Annotated in this window: 25 protein-coding genes; 24 read left to right on the forward strand and 1 reads right to left on the reverse strand. The window is 64.6% G+C overall.

Features of this window, described 5'->3' with window-relative positions; all coding sequences use genetic code 11:
* Window positions 1-585, forward strand: a 585-nt coding sequence (locus EPO41_RS04750) for a hypothetical protein (protein ID WP_296321181.1), incomplete at its 5' end; no start/stop codon positions are given.
* A gap of 265 nt (window positions 586-850) precedes the next feature.
* On the opposite strand, the gene EPO41_RS04755 is transcribed toward EPO41_RS04750, so the two are convergent.
* Window positions 851-1,696 (reverse strand): hypothetical protein, encoded by an 846-nt coding sequence (locus EPO41_RS04755; protein ID WP_296321184.1) that lies wholly within the window; start codon window positions 1,694-1,696, stop codon window positions 851-853.
* 466 nt (window positions 1,697-2,162) lie between these two features.
* Here EPO41_RS04755 and EPO41_RS04760 point away from each other — a divergent pair, with 466 nt between their 5' ends.
* From EPO41_RS04760 to EPO41_RS04870, 23 genes are all read left to right on the forward strand, one after another.
* On the forward strand, window positions 2,163-2,459 hold the full coding sequence (locus EPO41_RS04760) for a DUF4258 domain-containing protein (RefSeq protein ID WP_296321188.1): 297 nt from the start codon (window positions 2,163-2,165) through the stop codon (window positions 2,457-2,459).
* 37 nt (window positions 2,460-2,496) lie between these two features.
* A complete protein-coding gene (locus tag EPO41_RS04765; RefSeq protein ID WP_296321190.1) occupies window positions 2,497-3,030 on the forward strand; it encodes a hypothetical protein in 534 nt (177 codons plus the stop codon).
* 423 nt (window positions 3,031-3,453) lie between these two features.
* A complete protein-coding gene (locus EPO41_RS04770) occupies window positions 3,454-3,696 on the forward strand; it encodes a hypothetical protein (RefSeq protein WP_296321195.1) in 243 nt (80 codons plus the stop codon).
* Complete coding sequence (locus tag EPO41_RS04775; protein ID WP_296321198.1) at window positions 3,696-4,148, forward strand: helix-turn-helix domain-containing protein; 453 nt, start codon at window positions 3,696-3,698, stop codon at window positions 4,146-4,148. The genes EPO41_RS04770 and EPO41_RS04775 overlap by 1 nt, the downstream gene beginning before the upstream one ends.
* Before the next feature lie 135 nt (window positions 4,149-4,283).
* The gene (locus EPO41_RS04780) at window positions 4,284-5,807 is read left to right on the forward strand and encodes a terminase (RefSeq protein ID WP_296321201.1); all 1,524 of its coding nucleotides are present in this window, start codon (window positions 4,284-4,286) and stop codon (window positions 5,805-5,807) included.
* A 106-nt stretch (window positions 5,808-5,913) separates the two neighbouring features.
* Window positions 5,914-6,108, forward strand: a complete 195-nt coding sequence (locus tag EPO41_RS04785; RefSeq protein WP_296321203.1) for a hypothetical protein — start codon at window positions 5,914-5,916, stop codon at window positions 6,106-6,108.
* Entirely contained in the window at window positions 6,108-6,575 is a 468-nt protein-coding gene (locus tag EPO41_RS04790; protein ID WP_296321205.1) for an HNH endonuclease signature motif containing protein, read from the forward strand. The genes EPO41_RS04785 and EPO41_RS04790 overlap by 1 nt, the downstream gene beginning before the upstream one ends.
* Window positions 6,575-8,248, forward strand: coding sequence for a portal protein (locus tag EPO41_RS04795; protein WP_296321208.1), 1,674 nt, complete (start codon window positions 6,575-6,577; stop codon window positions 8,246-8,248). The genes EPO41_RS04790 and EPO41_RS04795 overlap by 1 nt, the downstream gene beginning before the upstream one ends.
* Window positions 8,245-8,607 carry a hypothetical protein gene (locus EPO41_RS04800; RefSeq protein ID WP_296321211.1) on the forward strand — a complete coding sequence of 121 codons (363 nt, stop codon included), beginning with the start codon at window positions 8,245-8,247 and terminating at the stop codon, window positions 8,605-8,607. Before EPO41_RS04795 ends, EPO41_RS04800 begins: the two co-directional genes overlap by 4 nt.
* On the forward strand, window positions 8,600-9,247 hold the full coding sequence (locus EPO41_RS04805) for a hypothetical protein (protein WP_296321214.1): 648 nt from the start codon (window positions 8,600-8,602) through the stop codon (window positions 9,245-9,247). Before EPO41_RS04800 ends, EPO41_RS04805 begins: the two co-directional genes overlap by 8 nt.
* A 10-nt stretch (window positions 9,248-9,257) precedes the next feature.
* On the forward strand, window positions 9,258-10,304 hold the full coding sequence (locus EPO41_RS04810; RefSeq protein WP_296321217.1) for a major capsid protein: 1,047 nt from the start codon (window positions 9,258-9,260) through the stop codon (window positions 10,302-10,304).
* Between the two features lie 25 nt (window positions 10,305-10,329).
* Complete coding sequence (locus tag EPO41_RS04815; protein ID WP_296321220.1) at window positions 10,330-10,755, forward strand: Bbp16 family capsid cement protein; 426 nt, start codon at window positions 10,330-10,332, stop codon at window positions 10,753-10,755.
* 12 nt (window positions 10,756-10,767) lie between these two features.
* The gene (locus EPO41_RS04820) at window positions 10,768-11,052 is read left to right on the forward strand and encodes a hypothetical protein (protein ID WP_296321223.1); all 285 of its coding nucleotides are present in this window, start codon (window positions 10,768-10,770) and stop codon (window positions 11,050-11,052) included.
* A 50-nt stretch (window positions 11,053-11,102) separates the two neighbouring features.
* Window positions 11,103-11,420, forward strand: coding sequence for a hypothetical protein (locus EPO41_RS04825; RefSeq protein WP_296321225.1), 318 nt, complete (start codon window positions 11,103-11,105; stop codon window positions 11,418-11,420).
* An 11-nt stretch (window positions 11,421-11,431) separates the two neighbouring features.
* Window positions 11,432-11,806, forward strand: coding sequence for a hypothetical protein (locus EPO41_RS04830; RefSeq protein ID WP_296321228.1), 375 nt, complete (start codon window positions 11,432-11,434; stop codon window positions 11,804-11,806).
* A gap of 7 nt (window positions 11,807-11,813) precedes the next feature.
* Window positions 11,814-13,139 carry an SGNH/GDSL hydrolase family protein gene (locus EPO41_RS04835; protein ID WP_296321230.1) on the forward strand — a complete coding sequence of 442 codons (1,326 nt, stop codon included), beginning with the start codon at window positions 11,814-11,816 and terminating at the stop codon, window positions 13,137-13,139.
* Between the two features lie 15 nt (window positions 13,140-13,154).
* On the forward strand, window positions 13,155-13,427 hold the full coding sequence (locus EPO41_RS04840; RefSeq protein WP_296321233.1) for a hypothetical protein: 273 nt from the start codon (window positions 13,155-13,157) through the stop codon (window positions 13,425-13,427).
* A 6-nt stretch (window positions 13,428-13,433) separates the two neighbouring features.
* Complete coding sequence (locus EPO41_RS04845) at window positions 13,434-13,700, forward strand: DUF6127 family protein (RefSeq protein ID WP_296321238.1); 267 nt, start codon at window positions 13,434-13,436, stop codon at window positions 13,698-13,700.
* A gap of 10 nt (window positions 13,701-13,710) precedes the next feature.
* Entirely contained in the window at window positions 13,711-14,184 is a 474-nt protein-coding gene (locus EPO41_RS04850; protein ID WP_296321241.1) for a lysozyme, read from the forward strand.
* On the forward strand, window positions 14,184-14,717 hold the full coding sequence (locus EPO41_RS04855; RefSeq protein ID WP_296321244.1) for a hypothetical protein: 534 nt from the start codon (window positions 14,184-14,186) through the stop codon (window positions 14,715-14,717). The genes EPO41_RS04850 and EPO41_RS04855 overlap by 1 nt, the downstream gene beginning before the upstream one ends.
* Window positions 14,717-15,361, forward strand: coding sequence for a hypothetical protein (locus tag EPO41_RS04860; protein WP_296321246.1), 645 nt, complete (start codon window positions 14,717-14,719; stop codon window positions 15,359-15,361). Before EPO41_RS04855 ends, EPO41_RS04860 begins: the two co-directional genes overlap by 1 nt.
* Window positions 15,362-15,366: 5 nt before the next feature.
* A complete protein-coding gene (locus EPO41_RS04865) occupies window positions 15,367-17,847 on the forward strand; it encodes a ubiquitin-activating E1 FCCH domain-containing protein (protein ID WP_296321248.1) in 2,481 nt (826 codons plus the stop codon).
* Window positions 17,848-17,850: 3 nt separating this feature from the next.
* Window positions 17,851-19,275 (forward strand): hypothetical protein, encoded by a 1,425-nt coding sequence (locus EPO41_RS04870; protein ID WP_296321249.1) that lies wholly within the window; start codon window positions 17,851-17,853, stop codon window positions 19,273-19,275.
* Window positions 19,276-19,381: the final 106 nt, after the last annotated feature.

Consider the following 19,381-nt stretch of genomic DNA (forward strand, 5'->3'; position numbering starts at 1 on the left):
CGAAACTTGCGAGATTCCATAGTCCCTTCTTCGGCGACCCAAACGGCCCCGGTTCCGGGATCAGAAGCCGGCGATAAGTCCTACGCAGCGGAAAGCGAGCAAACCTGGCTTGAAAGGATGGCGAGAGATCAGAGTATCGACGAGAAGAAACTCGTCGCTATGCTGAACTATCGTGAAAAGACTAAGCAGATCGACAAAGTAGCTCCAGAGCCAGAGACCTCGTCGAAGCTGCTGCGGAATATGCTTCCAGCTTTGCGTTCTTTCGCACTGTTCCTTGCCATTGAAGCAATCGCTTGGTTTCTTCTGCGGCAATATCGATTCGCGATTGCAGATTTTAAGCAGATCTACCGCATGTATTTGCGGAGGGAGAGCTTGTTGGTGGCATGGCAAATGAGCCAAACAGAAGACGCCAAAGAAAGCGGCGTAACGTTGGCCGTGATAGCCGCGATGCTGCAGGAGGATCAGGAGGCAAGGCTCCTGAAGGATGAAAGCACTGCGAGCGTGCAGGAAATTGCGGCCACTGACGAAAAGAACCCGATTACGGGCCTAGTGCAGGCAGCTATCGGAAATTGGCGAAGCAAATAGCCATCTAGGGACGTTCATATTCGCGCTCAGATGAACATGAACAATGAACATCGGCCCCGCCGCCGAAAGATCTGGACCGAAGACGACACCGAGGCCCTCCGGTACTGGCACGGGTGCCGGCTGACGGATGGGCGGATTGCTCGGAAGTTGGGGTGCTGCCGGCGGACCGTGCTTCGGCAGCGGGAGGCCATGAACCTTTCGGCCATTCATCGTGCTCGGAGGTCTCGATGAGCGACCGGAAAGCAGGCCCGTCATGGGCAAGAATCTAAAGGCCTCTCCGCGTCGGCACGTTTCCGCCAAGAAAGTCACCGACGGGCCCATCAATAATCATGTCGACCATACCGTCGCGAAGAATGCGATGCGGGGGCCACTTAAAGGACCGCGGGGCGGCCGGAAAAAGCTGAATCATGTCGGAGGCAATCCACCTCCGGCTGGCATCAGCGAGAATGGCGGCGTGGTTGGTGCTGATCGCCTGCACCGCAAGAGGGCCAAGCGTGTAAGTGGCGATGTGGAGATAGTGAAGCGGCGGTTCTGGGAGTCCCCCTGGCCCTGGTGAAGTTTTAAATATTGCGCCAAAATGCTTATAGCTTGCAGGTGACCATTCCTGCCCCTCGTACTGGCCGATTGAAATTATCCAATCGGAAGAGGTTGCCCTAGCCTTCATTAAGGCGACCCTCTCTTCGGCTGGAATGGCTCGCGTCCGGTCATCAAGGTACTCCGCCATGATACATGCAATCGCGATCCAGCCGGACAGGGCTGCGGCCTCCGCCGGCTGAATCTCAAGCTGCTCTTTTTTGAGAATCCTGACGACGGTAGGCCTCGCGGCATCCACGATGCCCTTCATCCATCCGTTGTTGCAATGTCCGCAAACTCTTCTGAGATGTTGTCGAGAAACGCCACCTTGCTTCTCTCGGGAAAGATGGGGTTGAAGTATCACCTTCCCACCGGGCGCGAGATCCCCCTGCATCCTGATAGCCGACATGCGGTGAGATGCTACGATAGGGATGTATCTCTTGAGCCAGTCCGACCAGATGTGTTCTTTTGTGAGTCCTGGCCGACCGCAAAATACGCAAAGCCCCTGACGCTGAATCTTTCGCTTGAGACTGCTCATGCCCAAGCCCTCCCTAAGAAGCCCGCACCATCGCCCAAGCTCGAATTCGAGCTCGATGCCTGGGAGCGGTTTGAGTCGTTGATCCGGTCGGCCGCCAAGATGGGCCACCAGCCGCTATCCGACTTCGCCGCAACGCATTCGGTCGGTCAAGAGCGGCACCGTCGGATGGCCCGGAAGCTGGGGTGCCGCCGGCGGACCGTGCTGCGGCAGAGAGCACCAATAGGCCTAGCCGCTGTTGCCCGTTCAGCGCGCCGCAGCAGCAATTCGCAGGTTCGTTTGGCAGTTACGATGGGGTAACCTGGGTGGCTGCGGCGGGCTTTCGACTGCGTTCGTCTAAGCTAAGTCATTGAAATTGCATCACAATGGCATTTTAGACACACCCTTCGTGTTTCTGTTAGCGCCTCTTCCCAAGTTCGCGGTTCGTGTTAACTTGATGGAACGTCAAGTTCCCCTCACGGTTATCTAAATGAAATTTCATGAAGAACAACGCCGTTTGGTCACCATTTTGACCGACAGGCATTGCGTTATTCGGTATTCGAAGCACGCGACCGTGGAGATGGCGAACGACGCAATCACTCACGCCGACGTGTTGAAGGTATTGAGGACTGGTCAGGTTACATGGTTTGAAATCAAGAAAGACGAGATCATTCATGTTGAAGGCGCGGACATCGACGGCCGCCGCATTCGCCTCGTCGTGGGATTGCGCGATCAAGCGATTACGCTGCAGATCATCACGGTGATGGCACTTACGAATTCGATTTGAGTATTTGCGTACAAGATAGCGGAGAGGGAAGAACGACATGGCCACAGAGATCGCCCGGTATGATGCATCAGCCCTGGTCGGGTTGAACGTCATCGTCGTGAATGGCGCCAAGGAGATCATCGAGGTTAATGGCGACCATGAGCAGGTGTCGTATGTTGAGGTGCCGAACCTCGAGGAGCTGTCGGCCGCGGCCGCGCTGGTCCGCTGCATGATGCCTCAGAAGCTGCTCGGTTCCGAGATCCGCGCGTTGAGGAAGATTGCCGGCATGACTGCGCGCGAGCTGTCCGAAGCCATGGGCGGACAGCCGGCGATCGAGACGATTAGCCGTTGGGAGAATGATCATGAATTCGCCGGGGGCTATGCTGAGAGCGTACTGCGACTGGCGATCTGCGAGCGCGTGAAGGAATGCGCTCCCGGCGTTGACTACAGCGCTGACAAGGTCAATCGCGTGAAGCTGATCGGGAACGGCAAGCAGACCAAGGTCCCGCCGGCCATTGAGCTCCGCCGCATGCTGGTTCGCCATGACCATCGCACCAACAACTCATGGACAGCCGAATTGCAGGCCGCCTAATGCGAATGAGTATCACCCGCCCGGCGGTGTAAGACCTGCATCATGTGAAAGGCCCTCAGTCGGGGCCTTTCTTTTTGGGATCAGGGTCGGTTGTCTCCGCACCTAAAGCGATCTCCGGGCTGTGGGTTGTACTGGCCCACCAGGTCGGGGATGCATCTCACCATTTCTCCTGTCCATCGATCCACACGGACGACGTAGTGGGAGCCAATAGGGCCAGGGGTGACCTCCCAGCGAAAGATTACAGCGGCTGTCGCGGCGACGAAGAAAGCGGTGAAGACCGCCCCGAAGCAGAACGCCCAGATTCTCAACCTTTTAAATCCTCCGCCCAGTTGTCCAACTCGGACACTACTATTCCACGCAATCGATTGCATTCCTTAGTCACACTTCCCGCTAATAGGACCCCGTCTAAATCGGGCGGGAACCTTGGAAGACAGCACCACCACCGCGCGTAAGCCGCGCACACCCTGGACACCACAAGACGACGCCACCGTCCGCCTATTGGCGAGTGACGGCTGGACGGACGCCGAGATCGCCTCCCACCTCCACCGGGACGTGAAGCTCATCGGCAAGAAGCGCCGGGACCTGTGCATCCCCCGAGGCGTCACACCTGAACTGGCCGCCATGATGGGCAGGGTGAACACCCGGAACCGGAACGCGAGGGCGTGATGGCGAAGGGGAAAGGAGGCCGCCCGTCCAAGTTCGATCCGAGGATGATCGAGGAGGCCCGCAAGCTCGCAGCGTTCGGCGCCACCGATGAGGAGATGGCCGCCTTCTGGGGCATTGGCATCAGCACGCTCGACAACTGGAAGCGCGACAAGCCCGAGTTTCTGGGGGCCTTAAAGGCGGGCAAGGAGATTTCCGACAGCGCCGTGGAGCGCAGCCTGTACCAGCGGGCGCTGGGCTACAGCCACCCGGCGGTGAAGATCCTGCAGTACGAGGGCCAGCCGATCGAGGTCCCGTACACCGAGCACTACCCGCCGGACGCCACCAGCATGATCTTCTGGCTCAAGAACCGCCGGCCGGACCGCTGGCGGGACAAGACTGAGGTCGAGGTCAAGGATGGCGACCTGGCTGCCAGGCTGGAGCGCGCCTACCAGCGGCGGAAGCCCAAGGCATGATCCGGATCAAGGAACTCGCGCCCGTTACGAAACCCCGACCCGTTACGAAAGGCACCGTTACGAAAGGTCGGCCGCGCATTTACGTAACGGCGGCTGAGCGGCAGCGGGCGTATCGCGCTCGCAAGAAGGCCACCGGTGGCGGCACTAGCTAAGCGGGACCCGGAGGCCGAGCTGGAGGAGGCCATTGCCAGCTTCCGGCACGACCCCATCGGCTTCGTCGAGTTCGCTTTTCCCTGGGGCGAGGAAGGCACGGAGCTGGCGGACGAGCAGGGGCCGCGGGCGTGGCAGCGCGAGGTCATGGACGATGTCAGCGCCGCGCTGCTGAACGGCGATCTGGAGGGCGCGGTCCGGATCGCAGTCGCCTCCGGCCATGGTATCGGCAAATCGGCGCTCGTCTCCTGGATGCTCCTCTGGGCGCTCAGCACCTTCCCGCAGACCAAGGCGACGATCACGGCCAACACCGGCGACCAGCTGCGCACCAAGACATGGCCCGAGGTCGCGAAGTGGTACCACCTGCTGATCTGCAAGCACTGGTTCACCTTCGAGGCGACCAGCATCAGCGCCAAGGGCAGCCGAGCCAAGACCTGGCGGTGCGACGCCGTCACGTGGTCCGAGAACAACACCAGCGCCTTCGCCGGCCTGCACAACAAGGGCAAGCGGCTCGTCCTGGTCTTCGACGAGGCGTCGGAGATCGCGGACAAGGTGTGGGAGGTCGCCCAGGGCGCGCTGACAGACCGGGATACCGAGCTGATCTGGCTCGCCTTCGGCAATCCCACGGTCAACACCGGGCGCTTCCGTGAATGCTTTGCCGGCGGTCGCTTCGCGCATCGCTGGCGGCAGCGCCAAATAGACAGCCGCACGGTCGACGGCACCGACACGGTCGAAATCGCCCAGTGGGAGACGGACTGGGGAGAGGATAGCGACTTCTTCCGCATCCGCGTCAAAGGCCAATTCCCCCGAGGAGGCAGCATGCAGTTCATCGACGGCGAGACGGTCGACGCGGCCATGAGGCGGGAGGCGGTATGCCACCTCAGGCAGGCGCTGGTGATGGGCGTGGACGTTGCCCGCTTCGGCGAGGATCAGTCCGTCCTGACCTTCCGCCGCGGCCTGGACGCCCGCACGGTGCCGACGCTCAAGTTCCGCGGCCTCGACCTGGTGACGCTCTCAGGCAAGGTAGCCGAACAGGCCATGATGCACGGCGCGCGGGCCATCTACATCGACGAAGGCGGCATGGGCGCGGGCGTCGTCGACATGGTGCGCAAGATGCTGCCGGGCGTCCTGGTGGTTGGCGTGAACTTCGGCGGCAAGGCCGATCGCTACATGATGGGCGGCGACCTGCCCCTGGTGGCCGACAAGGCGGCCGAGATCTGGGCCGCGATGCGCCTGTGGCTCAAGACCGGTGCCATCGAGAACGATCCGGAGCTGAAGGCCGAGCTGACCGGCCGGCAATACGGCTTCGACACGCACAACGCCATCCGCCTGGAGCGCAAGGAGGACATGAAGAAGCGCGGACTTGCGTCTCCAGACGTGGCGGATGGCCTGGCATTGACGTTCGCCTATCCCGTGGCCGATATGCCCGACGATACGCGGTTCGCGACGCAAGGTGGGCACGCAGCACAGATGGTCGAGTCCGACTACGACCCTCACGCGGACCTGTAGTTTGCGCTTGTAATTCGTAAACCCCCTCAGAAGATTTCGAGGCTGGCTCTCTCTGGAGTACCAGCGCTTGGGCATCTTCGGTGGCGGCGGGGCCGCCTATCCTCCCATGTCTCCCCCGGCATTGCCGCCGGCGCCCGATCCCGTTCCGTCCTATGCCGATGACTCGGTGAAGAAGGCGCGCGACGAGCAGAAGAAGCGCGCCCAGGCGATGGCCGGCTATGCCTCGACGATTGCCACGAGCGGCACAGGCCTCGCCACGCCGGCCAGCACGACGGCCGGCAAACAGCTTCTGGGTGCGTGATGCATCCGTACATCGAAGACCGGTCAATTCCTGAGCCAAACAGCGGTTGCTTGCTGTGGACGCTCTCCTACTACTCATCTGGCTATGGTCAGGCGAAGTGGAATGGCCAGGGCAACGTCGCCCATCGCATCTCCTGGGAGCTGAACCGCGGCCCCATCCCTGTCGGATTGTGCGTCTGTCACCGCTGCGACAACCGGGCGTGCGTGAACCCGGACCATCTGTTCTTGGGCACACACCAGGACAACATGGCGGATCGGGATGCCAAAGGCCGGCAGCACCGCCCGAAGGGAGAACTGCAGGGCGGGCACAAAATTACCGCGGCAGGCGTCTTGGAAATCCTCGCGGAGCCTGCCCCTGTGACTCTAGATCGGGCGGCAGAATTGGCCGCGCGTCATGGGATTGGGCAGTCGCACGTTTACCGAATCCGTCGCGGCGATCGGTGGGCGCATCTGCAGGGCGCCGCCTGATGGCCCACGACGCCGCCCTCCGGAAGCACTTGGACGAGCGCATTGCCGTGCTCAAGCGGCAGCGTTCGTCGTGGGAGGGTGGATGGCGTGACCTGTCGCGCTTCGTGAACCCGCGCCGCGGTCGTTTCTTCACGGCTCCGAACTCGAACAACGGCGGCACCCAGAAGAACGGTGCCATCATCGATCCGACCGCACTCTTCGCGCTGCGAACCCTCGTGGCCGGCCTGATGTCGGGTGTGACCTCGCCTGCGCGGCCGTGGTTCCGGATGACGGTGCCGGACAAGCAGGTCGCGCAGCTGGCCCCGGTCAAGGCGTGGTTCGACGACTCCGCCGAGCGCATGCGCATGGTGTTCAACGCCAGCAATCTCTATTCCGCGCTGCCATTGATCTATGAGGAGCTGGGCCAGTTCGGCACCGGCTGCGCGCTGCTGGAATTCGACCGCGAGGACGTGATCCGGCTCTACACGCTCACCACGGGCGAATACTACCTCGGCCTGGACTGGCGCGGCCGCGTCGACACGCTGGCCCGCCGGTTCATGTACACCTGCCGGCAGATCGAACAGCGCTGGCCGAACCACGGCATCCGCGAGATCTCGGAGAAGGCCAAGGGCCCCGAGGCCGATACCGAGATCGCGATCATGCACATGATCGAGCCCAATCCGAAGGTCGAGAAGGGGCGCCTCGATTGGGCCGGCAAGGCATTCCGTTCGGTCTACTGGCGTGAGGGTTCGGGCCAGGCGGAAGGCGAGTTCATCCACCGCGCCGGCTACAGCCGCTTTCCGGTCCTGACGCCGCGGTGGAAGCCAATCGAGAACGAGGCCTATTCCCAGGGACCGGGGCACGACTCCCTGCCGGACGTGAAGTCTCTGCAGATCTTGGCGAAGCGCGAGCACAACGCGGTCGACAAGCATGTGAACCCGCCGATGGGCGCGCACATCAGCCTGCGGGGCTCGGCGTCGTCCGTCCTGCCGGGCGCCATCAACTATTTCACGACGCAGGAGAAGGGCGCCGGCATGTGGCCCCTGTATCAGACGGCTCCTGGCGCCATCGCCGAGGTCGAGCGGCTGGTGCTGCGCACGCGCGAATCGGTCAAGTCCGCCTTCTTCGCCGACCTGTTCCTGATGTTCGACCAGATGGAGGGCGTGCAGCCGCGCAACCAGCTCGAGATCAGCACCCGGCGCGAAGAGAAGATGCAGATGCTCGGGCCTGTGCTGGAGAACCTGCACGATGACCTGCTGCAGCCGCTGGTCCAGCAGACCTTCGACATCATGTTCGAGCATCGGCTGCTGGCCGAGCCGCCGGAGGAGCTGCAGGGCTATCCGCTCGATGTCGAGCTGATCTCCATCCTCGCGCAGGCCCAGAAAGCGGCCGATCTGGGTTCGGTCGAGCGTCTGTGGGCCATGGCCGGCAGCATCGCGGCGACGAAGCCCGAGGTGCTGGACAAGCTCGACGCCGACGAAACCATGGAAGTCTACGCCGACAAGCTCGGCGCGCCGTCCGCCATCGTGGTCAGCGACGACCAGGTCGCGAAGATGCGGCAGGCGCGCGCCCAGAAGGAGCAGGCGGCACAGGCCGCGGCCATGGCGACCACGGCGGCCGACGGCGCCAAGACGCTGTCTGAAACCGACGTGGGCGGCGGCCGGAATGCCTTGCAGGCGGTGCTCGGCCTATGACGCACGATCCCAATGATGCCCGCCAGGTCCGCGATGCCGAGAAGCGCGAGAAGCTGGCGCAGATGCGCGCGGCCGACGACGTGCGCGCGGTCATGGAGACGGAAGCCGGGCGTCGTTTCGTCCATGGCCTGCTGGGGATCTGCGACCTTCGGGCCGATGGCTACGTGCCGGGCGGCCCCGAGGCCCAGCGCCATCAGGACTACATGGCCGGCCGCCGCTCCATCGGGATCGAACTGCTGGGCCAGATCGAACAGCACGCACCGCAGCAGACGGAATTGATGACGGCCGAGGCACGCGCTGCCGCGGCTGAGAAGCAACTGGCCGACGAGCTGGCCACACAGGAGCAGGACGATGGCTGACGAGACCACGACGACCGAGAGCACGACCACCGAGACGACGGCGACCGAGACGAAAGGCGCCGATACGACCGCGAGCGAAACCAAGGGCACGGAAGCCACCACCGAGACCAAGGCGGCTGAGACCACGGAGACCAAGTCCGGCGAGGAGACGAAGGGTACCGAGACGAAGGCCGAAACCCCGGCCGACTATTCGAAGCTCACCTTGCCCGAAGGCTACAAGGCCGACGATCCGGTGTTCGGCGAGGCCGTGAAGCTTTTCGGCACCGAGAAGATCGCGCCCGAGGTGGCGCAGAAGTTGATCGACTTCACGGTCGAGCGGGACAAGCAGATCGCCAAGGCCGTCAATGACAGCGCCGCGGCGAACTGGGCCAAGCAGACCACCGAATGGAAGGAGAACGCCGCCAAGGAGTTCTCCGCAGAAGCCCTCGGCGACGCCAAGACGGCGCTGGCTCAGGTCTTCGACAAGGAAACCGTCACCTACCTCGAAAGCATGGGGTTCACCAATCACCCCGGGCTGATTCGCGGAATGGTGAAGGTCAGCAAGGCGATCAAGGACGATTCCTGGGTGACCGGCAATGCCGGTGCCGGCGGGGCTCGTGATGCTCGCTCGCAGTTCCCGAACAGCAACATGAATCCCTAGGAGCTAGGACATGGCTACCGCAAACCCGACCACCTTCACCACGCTCGCCGACTGGGCGAAGCTGCAGGACCCCGATGGGTCGATCGCCACCGTGGGCGAACTGCTGTCGCAGATGAACGAGATCATCGGCGACATGCCTTTCATCGAGGGCAACCTGCCGACCGGCCATCGCGGCTCGGTCCGCACGTCGCTGCCGTCGCCGACGTGGCGCCGCATCAACCAGGGCATCGACCCCGGCAAGTCCACCACGGCACAGGTCACCGACACCTGCGGCATCTCGACGGCGCTTGCCATCGTCGACAAGGACCTCGCCGACCTGAACGGCAACTCGGCCGCCTGGCGCGCGCAGGAGAACCGAGCCTTCATCGAGGGCATCTCGCAGGACATGGCGGCCCAGCTGTTCTACTCCAACAGCGCCGTCGCGCCGGAGAAGCCGATGGGCTTCACCCCGCGCTACAACACGCTCTCGACCGGCACCTCGCAGACCGCGAACAACGTGGTGAACGGCAACAGCTCGGGCTCGACCACGTCGGCCTCGATCTGGTTGATCGGCTGGGCGCCGGACAAGGTCACGGGCATCTTCCCGAAGGGGAGCAAGGCCGGCCTCGACGATCGCGACCTCGGCGAGGACTGGGCGTTCGATCCGAACAACAAGCGCTACCGGGCCTATATCAGCGAGTACAAGTGGAAGGCAGGCCTGCACGTCAAGGACTGGCGCTACGTCGTGCGCATCGCGAATATCGAGACGGGCTCCGGCACCGCCGGCCTGACCTCCTCGGCGCCCGTCGATCTCGTCGATTGCATCGACCAGGCCATCGCGAAGATCCCGAACCTCAGCGCCTGCCGCCCGGTTCTCTACATGAACCGCAAGGTCCGCCGCTTCCTCAACAAGCAGCGCAATTACGGCGTCCAGGCCTCCAGCACGGTCAACCTGACCACGATCCGCCGTACCGAGACCGGCAACGATCGCGGCGTGATCCAGCGCTTCGACAACTACGACGGTATCCCGCTCAAGACCGTCGACCAGCTCCTCAGCACCGAATCGACGATCGCCTAAGCGCGAGCAGGAAAGGAACCGAACCATGTACGTCGACCAGAACCTCGTCATGTCGGACGCGCAGGCGCTCACCGCCGCCGCGGCCTCGACAAAGAGCATCGACTTCGCCACCGCGCTTCGGCACATGGGCGACGGCGAGAACATCCAACTCGTGGTGGCCGTCAAGACCGACCTGCTGGCCTCCGGCGGTGCAGCAACGCTCACCGTCGCCCTGCAGGACTCGGCGGACAACTCGTCCTTTTCGACGGTTGTCCAGGGTCCGGCCATCGCCAAGGCCTCGCTGGTGGCCGGCTATGAGCTGCTGCGCATCACCCTGCCGAAGGGCCTGCGCCGCTACATCCAGGTCTACTACACGCCGGCGACCAACGACTTCACGTCGGGCACGATCGACGCCTATCTGACGCTGGATCGTCAGAACAACGTCGCCCGCCCGTCGGGCTTCACGGTCTAAGGGAGTTGATCCATGGCAGCCCCCACCAAGCGCGTTGGCGAGGAGACCGCCCGTCTCGACATCAAGAAGGGGGAGCGGGTTCGCCTGCTCCTTCCCTACTGGGATGGGTTCCAGCGCTTCGAAGCGGACGAGGTGATCGTCTGGACCAACGACACGCCGCCGACCACGGATCAGGCTTGCCTTGCCAGCGAGGTCGCGACGCCGCTCACCGCGCCGGCCATGACCGACGGCAAGCCGCCCGCCGGATACGTCGATCCCCGGACAGGCGGCCCGCTCGCGCCGACACCGTCCAACTGAAGATGAGCGGCCGGTCGAAAGACCGGCCCCACTTCCATCAGAGGCCGCATATGACGCCCATCATCTTCCAGAATAATGGCAGGGGATTGCGGCTCGCCGTCACGGCCGCGAGCGCGAGGACCCAGATTGGCGGCAAGGGCGACAGCCTGGTCATCACCAATCCCGGGCCGAACAACATCTACATAGCGCTGGGCGGGTCGACCATCGAAACCGACCTGACCGGCTACCTGATCCTGCCGGGAACGAAAGAGGACAACATCGTCCTCGACCCCGAAATCCATGCCGCGTTTTACGCAGACCCTTGGATCGCCGTGATCTGTGAGAGCGGTGTGACCGGCTTTCTGAGCGTCCATCGCGTCTCCCGCTGAAGGAGCGCGTCATGAGCACAAGGACCCAATCCATGGCCTTCAACATCATCTCTTTCATCCAGCGGGCAACCGGCGGTGCCGTGCCGGTTGCCGACGATCAGCCGCTGCCGGTCACCGCGGGCAAGGAAACGCCCCTGCTGCAGGCGCAGATCCCGTCTCTCTCGGGCGCGACCGGGCTCCCCACCATCCCGGCCACGGCGATGCGGGTCCTGGTGCAGGCCGAAGTCCAGAACGTGCGATTCCGCGACGACGGAACGAATCCGACGGCGAGCGTCGGCATGCAGATCCTCGCCGGGCAGACGATCGAATATGCCGGCGACCTGAGCGCCATCAAGTTCATCGAAGTGGCGGCGGGCGCGGTGCTCAACGTCGCTTACTACAAGTAGGCGCGCCATGAAGTTCTTCAGCCCGCCATTCTCGCAGCAGCTCTTCCAGTCGGTTTACGGCGCGCCGCCGCGACTCATCGGCGAGCCGCTGATCGCCGCTCCCCTCGGCGACAGCATCTCGGCGCAGAATTCGACGACGACGTCGTACAGCGCGACCGGCTACCTGACGCAGCTCGTCATCCAGACCGGCCGCAAGTTCCGCTTCCCGCTGAACTACAATTTCGGCTGGATCGGCGACACGCTGGCGCAGATCAGGACGCGCAGCCTGCCCGGCGCGCTGGCCTCCGATGCCGCCGTGATCTTCTTCCTAGGCGGGACCAACAACGACAAGACCCAGGGCGCGACCTCGATCGCGACCATGAAGGCCGATGCCTCGTCCATCATGGCCCAGATCCTGTTGCGCCGGAAAATCCCCGTCACCCTGACGCTTCCGCCGGACTCGAGCCTCACGGCCAACGGGCAACTCGTCCGGGCGACGCACAATAACTGGCTGATCGACCTCGGACTCGGCCGGCCGGACCTGGTCGCGGCGGCGGGCCTGCCGTGCGCCCCCATCGTCTCGGACATCAACCGCTACATCGCCGATCCGGCGACGGGCGCCTGGAAGAGCGGCATGTCCGACGACGGCAAGCACCCGAACGCCATGGGGGCGTACTTCATGGCCAAGGCGATCCGGGAGGACCTGGAGAAGGTCCTCGTATCGCACAGCTATCGCCCGAGGCGCGACTACCTCGACGACTACCACGCGACGCACAACCCCACGGGTTCGTTGTTGTCGGGCCACTCCTGGACGTTCGAGGGCGTTGGCGGCACGAAAACGATGCCGGGCGGCGGCTCGACGCTGATCACGGGCGATGTCCCAACCGGCTGGGATGTGGCGCCGGGAGCGCCGGCGGACTCGACGACGAATATCGTCTGCTCCAAGCCGGACGCGAACACGCTGAAATTGGTGTTCTCGGCGTCCGGGGCCGGAGGCTCCATCAACCAGTACAAGGTCAGCCAGCTCGGCATCGGCTTCGGTGGCGACCTGTCCGCAGGCGATCGGGTGTTCTCCGAATTCGCCTACGACATCATCTCCTGCAACAAGCTGCAGACGATCATGCTCCTCTGTCAGGAGGTCGGCAGCGTCAGCAACCAGTCGTTCTACGACGGACATTCGGTGCTCGCGGGCCTGATCCCGGAGCCGCATTCGGGCGTGTTGCGCACCGACTACCTGACGCTGGCGCCCGGGAGCGATCAGGTGCGCCAGTACCTGTTCTTTCACTTCGACACGACGGGCGGCGATCACGCGGGCGAAATCAATCTGACCCTGCCGCAGACTCGCAAGGCTTAGGAAAGGAATAAACCGATGAAGGGCGATGCATTCAATTTTCGCGTCAGCGAAACGGCCACGGGAGAGACCGTCGACCTGGTGATCACGAACCGAGGCCTCGTCGAAATGCCCGGCGCGCTGCCCGGCTTGCCACCGTGCGTGGAGGTGTCGGTCACGCGCGCCGGTCGAGAAATCGACGTCGACCATATCGCGGCGTCGTCGGCCGACGAGATCGATGAGGCGCGCCTGCAACAGTACCTCATCGACTCCGCCTCCCGGCTCGAAGTCCGGGGCTACGTACTGGAGTAGGCGTCCATGACCGGCGACCGCGACCTCGTAACCATGCCGCAGGCCGCCCTCGAAGCGATGCTCGAGGACGCGGCCGAGCGCGGCGCCAAGAAGGCGCTGGCCGGCGTGGGTCTCGGCGACGAGGACGCGCCCGAGCACATCCGCGGCCTGCGCGATCTGTTCAACGCCTACCGCACCGTGCGCAACGGAGCGCTGAAGCAGATCGGCCAGGCCGTCGTCATCTGCCTCATCGGCGCGCTGGTGATGTTCGCCGGCCAGAAGTTCAAGCAATAGGAGCGATGCCATGAGCAACGCCGCCAATTCCCTGTTGGTCACGTTGGACCGGGGAATCGCCCTCATCAAGGAATTCGAGGGGCTTGAACTGGAAGCCTACCCGGACCCCGGCAACAAGGTCACGGGCGAGCCCTGGACCATCGGCTACGGCCATACACACGGCGTCCGCCAGGGCGACACCTGCACCGAAGAACAGGCCACCGAATGGCTGCGGGAGGACCTGAAGGCCACCGAAGGGGCGATAAAGCACCTCGTGGACGTGATGATCACGCAGAACCAGTTCGATGCGCTGGCGAGCTTCGTCTTCAACATCGGTGCCACTCAGTTTGGCAACTCGACGCTCCTGCGTCTGCTCAACAAATGGGACTACGAGGGCGCCGCCGAGCAGTTCAAGCGCTGGAATCGGGGAGCCGATGGCGTTCTGCCGGGCCTCGTGCGCCGCCGCGCCGCCGAGCGCGCCCTGTTCGTCGAAGGAGCCGTGTAATGCCCCTTATCCCCCTGCTGCTTGGGCTCGCGCCGACGGTTGCCGAATGGATCCTTGGCGACAAGACCGGGAAGGCGGTCGGCAAGGTCACGTCAATCGCTCAGGATATCCTCGGCACCAGCGACGTTGACCAGATTGAGCGTGCGGTCGCCGCCGACCCGAACCTCGCCCTGCAGTTCAAACAAGCTGTTATCCAGGCAGCGGCAGACGAAAAGCGCATGGAGCTCGACGCCCTCAAGGCCCAGCTTGCCGACGTGCAGAGCGCCCGCGCCCAGACGGTCGAGCTGGCGAAGGCCGGTTCGGTGATCGCCTGGGGCGCACCGGTCGTCAGCGTCATCATCGCGGTGGGCTTCTTCGTGATGCTCTACCTGATCATCCGCCGCGAGATCCCTGAGGGCTCGCGCGATCTCGCCAATATCATGCTGGGCAGCCTCGGATCTTCGTTCACGGGCGTGGTTGCCTACTGGGTCGGCAGCTCGGCGGGTTCGGCGCAGAAGACGGCGGCGCTGGCGGCAGCGAGCAGGGGTGGCTGATGGCGACCGACGTCGACATCGGCAACATGTCGCTGAGCCGGCTCGGCACGCGCGCCACCATCGCCGACCTGACCGAGAACAGCACCGAGGCCCGGCAGTTGAGCCTCTGGTACGAGACCGTGCGCGACGACCTGCTCGGCATGCTCGACTGGAACTTCAATAGGGTTTCTCAGCCGCTGGCCTCATCCGGCACGCCGCCCGATCGCTGGGCCTACAGCTACGCCTACCCATCGGATTGCCTGAAGATCTGGCGGCTCGACTTCGGCGGCTCGTGCTGGATCCGCTGGAACGGTCTCGCGGTGCCCTTCGAGGTGGCGTCCGATGGCACCAACCAGTTCCTGCTGTGCAACGACTCCATCGCAAATGCGATCTACGGCCAGCGGGTGACCGATCCGGCGCGCTTCAGCCCGCCGTTCGTGCTGGCCTTCGTCGACTGCCTCGCGGCGGCCGTTGCCCTGCCGATCACCCAGAAGGCCGACCTCGCCGAGCGACTGGCCCGCCGGGCCCAGGAACGCATCGAGAAGGCCATGGCGGACAGCGCCAACGAACAGTCATCGACCGAGCGGTTTCAGGTCGCCGAATCGCTGGCGGTGCGCGGCTATGAGGAGGGCTCCGCGGTCTGGCTGCAGAGCATCTATCGTTGATGCCGATGCCGCTCGTCCTCCCGAGCTTCGCCGCCGGGGAGCTGTCGCCGGCGCTGCACGGTCGTGTCGATCTCGCGAAGTACCAGGTGGGCCTCGCGACCTGCCTCAACTGGTTCATCCATCCGTTCGGCGGGGCCAGCACGCGGGCGGGTACGGCGTTCGTCGGCGCCGTTCTGCACGCGGCCAGGCGCTCGCGCCTGGTCCCCTTCGCCTTCAATACCGAGCAGACCTACGTGCTGGAGTTCGGCGACCAGAAAATGCGGGTCGTCAAGGATGGCGGCTACGTGCTGGAGGCCGGGATTGCGATCGCCGGCATCACCCAGGGCAATCCCGGCGTCGTCACCACCTCGGGCGCGCATGGCTGGTCGACCGGAGACAGGATCTTCCTCGACGGCGTCGGCGGCATGGTCGAGCTGGACGGCCGCAGCGTCGACATCACCGTGCTGGGCGCCAGCAGCTTCGCCATCGGGATCGATACGTCGGGCTATGGCACCTGGACCTCGGGCGGGACGGCGGCGCGGCACTACACGCTCGCCACGCCCTATCCCGAGGCCGACCTGCCGCGGCTGAAGTTCGTGCAGAGCGCGGACACGATGACACTCACGCACCCGTCCCACGCGCCGCGCAACCTGACTCGCACCGGCCATGCCTCGTGGTCGCTCGCGACGATCACCTACGCGCCGACGCAGCAGCCGCCGACGGCGCTGGCGTCCACGGCGGCGGGGGCGGGCTTCGACTATGTCGTGACGGCCGTTTCCGAGGAGACCGGCGAGGAAAGCGTGGCGTCGGCTTCGGTGAGCGCCACGACGCAGACTTCGAAGATCACCTGGACCGATGCCGCCGGGGCCAACTCCTACAACGTCTATAAGGGCAAGAACGGGGTCTATGGCTTCATCGGCCGGGCGGGCGACGGCACGACCGGCTTCACCGACACGACGGTGGCGCCCGACACGTCCGACACGCCGCCGGAGGACAAGAACCCGTTCGACGCGACGGACAAGTATCCCGGCTGCTCGACCTATCACGAGGGCCGGCAGTGGTATGCCCGCACCAACCAGAAGCCGCAGACCCTGTGGTCGTCGGCCTCGGCCGCCTTCAACAACATGAACACCAGCTCGCCGTCCAAGGACAGCGACGCCATCACCCGCACCATCGCCAGCCGCGAGGTGAACGAGATCCGGCACCTGCTGAGCCTCAACGTCCTGCTGGTCTGGACCTCGGGCGCGGTGTGGAAGGCATGGGCCGGCGCGCAGGCCGATGTGATGACGCCGGCCAATTGCGCGGTGAAGCCGCAGTCCTACGAGGGCGTGTCCGACGTGCCGCCGATCGGGACAGAGAGTTCGGCGCTCTACGTCACGGCCTCGGGCAAGAAGGTGCGCGACGTGGCCTACGAGTTCGCGTCGGACAGTTTCCAGGGGCGCAACCTCTCGATCCTCGCCGGGCACCTGTTCGAAGGGAAGACCATCGAGGAATGGGCCTATGCGCGCGATCCCGACGGCATCGTCTGGTGCGTGCGCTCCGATGGCGTGCTGCTGGGCTTCACCTACCTCAAGGAACACGACGTCTATGCCTGGTCGCGGCATGTCACCGACGGCTTCGTCGAGAGCGTGGCCACCGTGCAGGAGGGCAACGAGAGCATCCTCTACCTGTCGGTGCGGCGGACGGTGGGCGGCCAGACGGTGCGCCATGTCGAGCGCATGGCGAGCCGCTACTTCCCCGATTTCTATTCGGCATGGTGCGTCGATTCGGGCGTCAGTTACAACGGGTGGAACGGGGACACCGGCGCCACGCTGACGTTCAGCGGTGCGACCTGGAATGCGGGCGACACCGTCACCGTCACGGCGGCCGGGCACACGCCCTTCACCGCGGCCTCGGTCGGCGCCAAGTACATCCTGCGCAGCGGCCAGAACCAGGTCACGGTCACGGTCACCGCTTACACCGACAGCACGCATGTCAGCGCCACGCTCGACACCGCGCCACACACCTCCCTGCAGGCGACGGCGCTGTCGGACTGGGCGCTGGCGACTCTGACGCTGGCCGGGCTGTGGCATCTGGAGGGGCGGGAGGTCGCCATCCTCGCCGACGGCTCCGTGCAGCCGGCGGCCACGGTCACGGACGGGCAGGTGGCCCTGCCCCGCGCCTGCGGCCGGGTGGTGGCGGGCCTGCCCTACACCTGCGATCTGGAGACGCTGAACATCGAGGCCGGGCCGCCGACCCTGCAGGGGCGCCAGAAGGTCATCGGCGAAGTGGTGCTCCGGGTGAAGGACACGCGCGGCCTCAGCGCCGGGCCCACGTCCGACCGCCTCGTCGACATCAAGGAGCGGACGACCGAGCAGCCGGGCTATCCGACGATGCTCACCACCGGGGACGAGCGGGTGCTGGTCGATCCTTCGTGGAATGCACAGGGCCGGGTCTTCGTGCGCCAGGCCAACCCGCTGCCCGCGACCCTCGTCGCCATCATCCCCCGACTCGAAGCCGGAGCCTGAGCCATGGCCCTCACGACCACGACCAACAAGGTGATCCACGACGGCAACGCCTCGGCGACCGTCTTCCCCTACACCTTCCCGATCCTGGAGGCGTCGCACCTCGCGGTCATCTACACCGATGCCGACGATGTCGAGACCACCTTGGCCGCCAGCGAATACAGCGTGACGGGAATCGGGACGCGAGCGGGCGGCAGCGTGACCTATCCGCTCGCCGGCTCCCCGATCGCCACGGGCACCAAACTCACCATCGTGAGAACGGTGCCCTACACGCAGACGACGGTGCTTTCCAACCAAGGCGGCTACTACCCCGAGGTGGTCGAGGCGCGGCTGGACCTGATCACCATGGCGATGCAGCAGCTCGCCGAGATCGTGGGACGGTACACGGTGAGCAGCATCAGCGACCCGGCGACGGAACAGAGCAATTACGCGCTGATCCAGGCGCTGCAGGCCGACATCGGCGACTTCGACAAGCTGACGACGGCGGGGGACCTTCTGACCCACAACGGCTCGGCCTATGTGCGGCTGCCGCGCGGCACGTCCGGCCAGTACCTCGGGATCACGGGCAGCGCCGCGACGTGGCAGGCGCCGCCGTCGTCGCTCCTGTTCTCGGGCGTGCGCCAGACGGTGAGCGCCGGTCCGGTCACGTCGGCGGGGCTTCCCGACTTCCTCGGAACCAACCCGAGTGCGCTGAATATCACGACCAGCAACGTGTCGAGCAGCTACCCCCTGGTGGCGACGGCCGCCAACGGCTGGTCGGCCTCGACGGGCGCACCGGTGGACGAGATCGGCTACAGCACGGGACCGCTGCAGTGGACGGGCCTCACCGCCAGCCGAGCGGCGGCAACGCCCAACTTCCTCTATGTCACGATCGCCAACGGCCTCATGACGCCCGGCAGCACACTCCTCGCGCCGGTCTACCAGTGGGGCGGCACGTCGGCCGTCACCGCCGGCCAGTTCACCTTCAACATCGCCGAAATGCGTGGCTACCTCGGCAACGGCACGACCGCGCCGCAGGTCAACCTGGTGATGGTGGGTGAGGCCGCGACGGACGGGACGGGCGTCATCTCGACGGTGGCCTATGCCTATAACGGCAAGTTCGCATCGGCCTTTACGGCGACGCTTCCCTCGACCGCAACATTCACCTCCGCCAGCCACAATATCGGGGTGAAGCCGCGTATCGCCAAGTTCGTCATGGAGAACACAACGACCCAGTTTGGCTATGCCGTCGGCGACCAGATCACCGAGGGGCATGCATCCGTCTATTCGACGGCCTACGTGCCGATCCCGATCACGACGACGGCCAAGACCATCGGCATTCAGACTGGCATCAGCGTCGCATTCGCCGCCCTCGAAAGGACGACCGGCAACATGCAGAGCCTCACCCTTGCGAACTGGAAGTACGCCTTTGTCGCGGAGCGTGGGTGGTGATCACCATGCTCCCCGCCACCGAGGACGATGCCCGCGAGCTGACACCGCTGCTGCGTGCCGAGGATCGCGCGGAGATCGCCGCCTTGTCGGGCCGTGAGCCCGCCGA

The organism is Reyranella sp., assembly GCF_004297265.1.
Lineage (GTDB): Bacteria > Pseudomonadota > Alphaproteobacteria > Reyranellales > Reyranellaceae > Reyranella.

Bases quoted from the DNA above. Each gene is read 5' to 3' on its own strand.
- EPO41_RS04825 (WP_296321225.1), top strand. From the start codon at position 11,103: ATGACGCCCATCATCTTCCAGAATAATGGCAGGGGATTGCGGCTCGCC.
- EPO41_RS04810 (WP_296321217.1), top strand. From the start codon at position 9,258: ATGGCTACCGCAAACCCGACCACCTTCACCACGCTCGCCGACTGGGCG.
- EPO41_RS04815 (WP_296321220.1), top strand. From the start codon at position 10,330: ATGTACGTCGACCAGAACCTCGTCATGTCGGACGCGCAGGCGCTCACC.
- EPO41_RS04790 (WP_296321205.1), top strand. From the start codon at position 6,108: ATGCATCCGTACATCGAAGACCGGTCAATTCCTGAGCCAAACAGCGGT.
- EPO41_RS04870 (WP_296321249.1), top strand. From the start codon at position 17,851: ATGGCCCTCACGACCACGACCAACAAGGTGATCCACGACGGCAACGCC.
- EPO41_RS04830 (WP_296321228.1), top strand. From the start codon at position 11,432: ATGAGCACAAGGACCCAATCCATGGCCTTCAACATCATCTCTTTCATC.
- EPO41_RS04760 (WP_296321188.1), top strand. From the start codon at position 2,163: ATGAAATTTCATGAAGAACAACGCCGTTTGGTCACCATTTTGACCGAC.
- EPO41_RS04800 (WP_296321211.1), top strand. From the start codon at position 8,245: ATGACGCACGATCCCAATGATGCCCGCCAGGTCCGCGATGCCGAGAAG.
- EPO41_RS04820 (WP_296321223.1), top strand. From the start codon at position 10,768: ATGGCAGCCCCCACCAAGCGCGTTGGCGAGGAGACCGCCCGTCTCGAC.
- EPO41_RS04850 (WP_296321241.1), top strand. From the start codon at position 13,711: ATGAGCAACGCCGCCAATTCCCTGTTGGTCACGTTGGACCGGGGAATC.
- EPO41_RS04775 (WP_296321198.1), top strand. From the start codon at position 3,696: ATGGCGAAGGGGAAAGGAGGCCGCCCGTCCAAGTTCGATCCGAGGATG.
- EPO41_RS04855 (WP_296321244.1), top strand. From the start codon at position 14,184: ATGCCCCTTATCCCCCTGCTGCTTGGGCTCGCGCCGACGGTTGCCGAA.
- EPO41_RS04765 (WP_296321190.1), top strand. From the start codon at position 2,497: ATGGCCACAGAGATCGCCCGGTATGATGCATCAGCCCTGGTCGGGTTG.
- EPO41_RS04865 (WP_296321248.1), top strand. From the start codon at position 15,367: ATGCCGCTCGTCCTCCCGAGCTTCGCCGCCGGGGAGCTGTCGCCGGCG.
- EPO41_RS04845 (WP_296321238.1), top strand. From the start codon at position 13,434: ATGACCGGCGACCGCGACCTCGTAACCATGCCGCAGGCCGCCCTCGAA.
- EPO41_RS04860 (WP_296321246.1), top strand. From the start codon at position 14,717: ATGGCGACCGACGTCGACATCGGCAACATGTCGCTGAGCCGGCTCGGC.
- EPO41_RS04795 (WP_296321208.1), top strand. From the start codon at position 6,575: ATGGCCCACGACGCCGCCCTCCGGAAGCACTTGGACGAGCGCATTGCC.
- EPO41_RS04835 (WP_296321230.1), top strand. From the start codon at position 11,814: ATGAAGTTCTTCAGCCCGCCATTCTCGCAGCAGCTCTTCCAGTCGGTT.
- EPO41_RS04755 (WP_296321184.1), bottom strand. From the start codon at position 1,696: ATGAGCAGTCTCAAGCGAAAGATTCAGCGTCAGGGGCTTTGCGTATTT.
- EPO41_RS04840 (WP_296321233.1), top strand. From the start codon at position 13,155: ATGAAGGGCGATGCATTCAATTTTCGCGTCAGCGAAACGGCCACGGGA.
- EPO41_RS04785 (WP_296321203.1), top strand. From the start codon at position 5,914: ATGTCTCCCCCGGCATTGCCGCCGGCGCCCGATCCCGTTCCGTCCTAT.
- EPO41_RS04805 (WP_296321214.1), top strand. From the start codon at position 8,600: ATGGCTGACGAGACCACGACGACCGAGAGCACGACCACCGAGACGACG.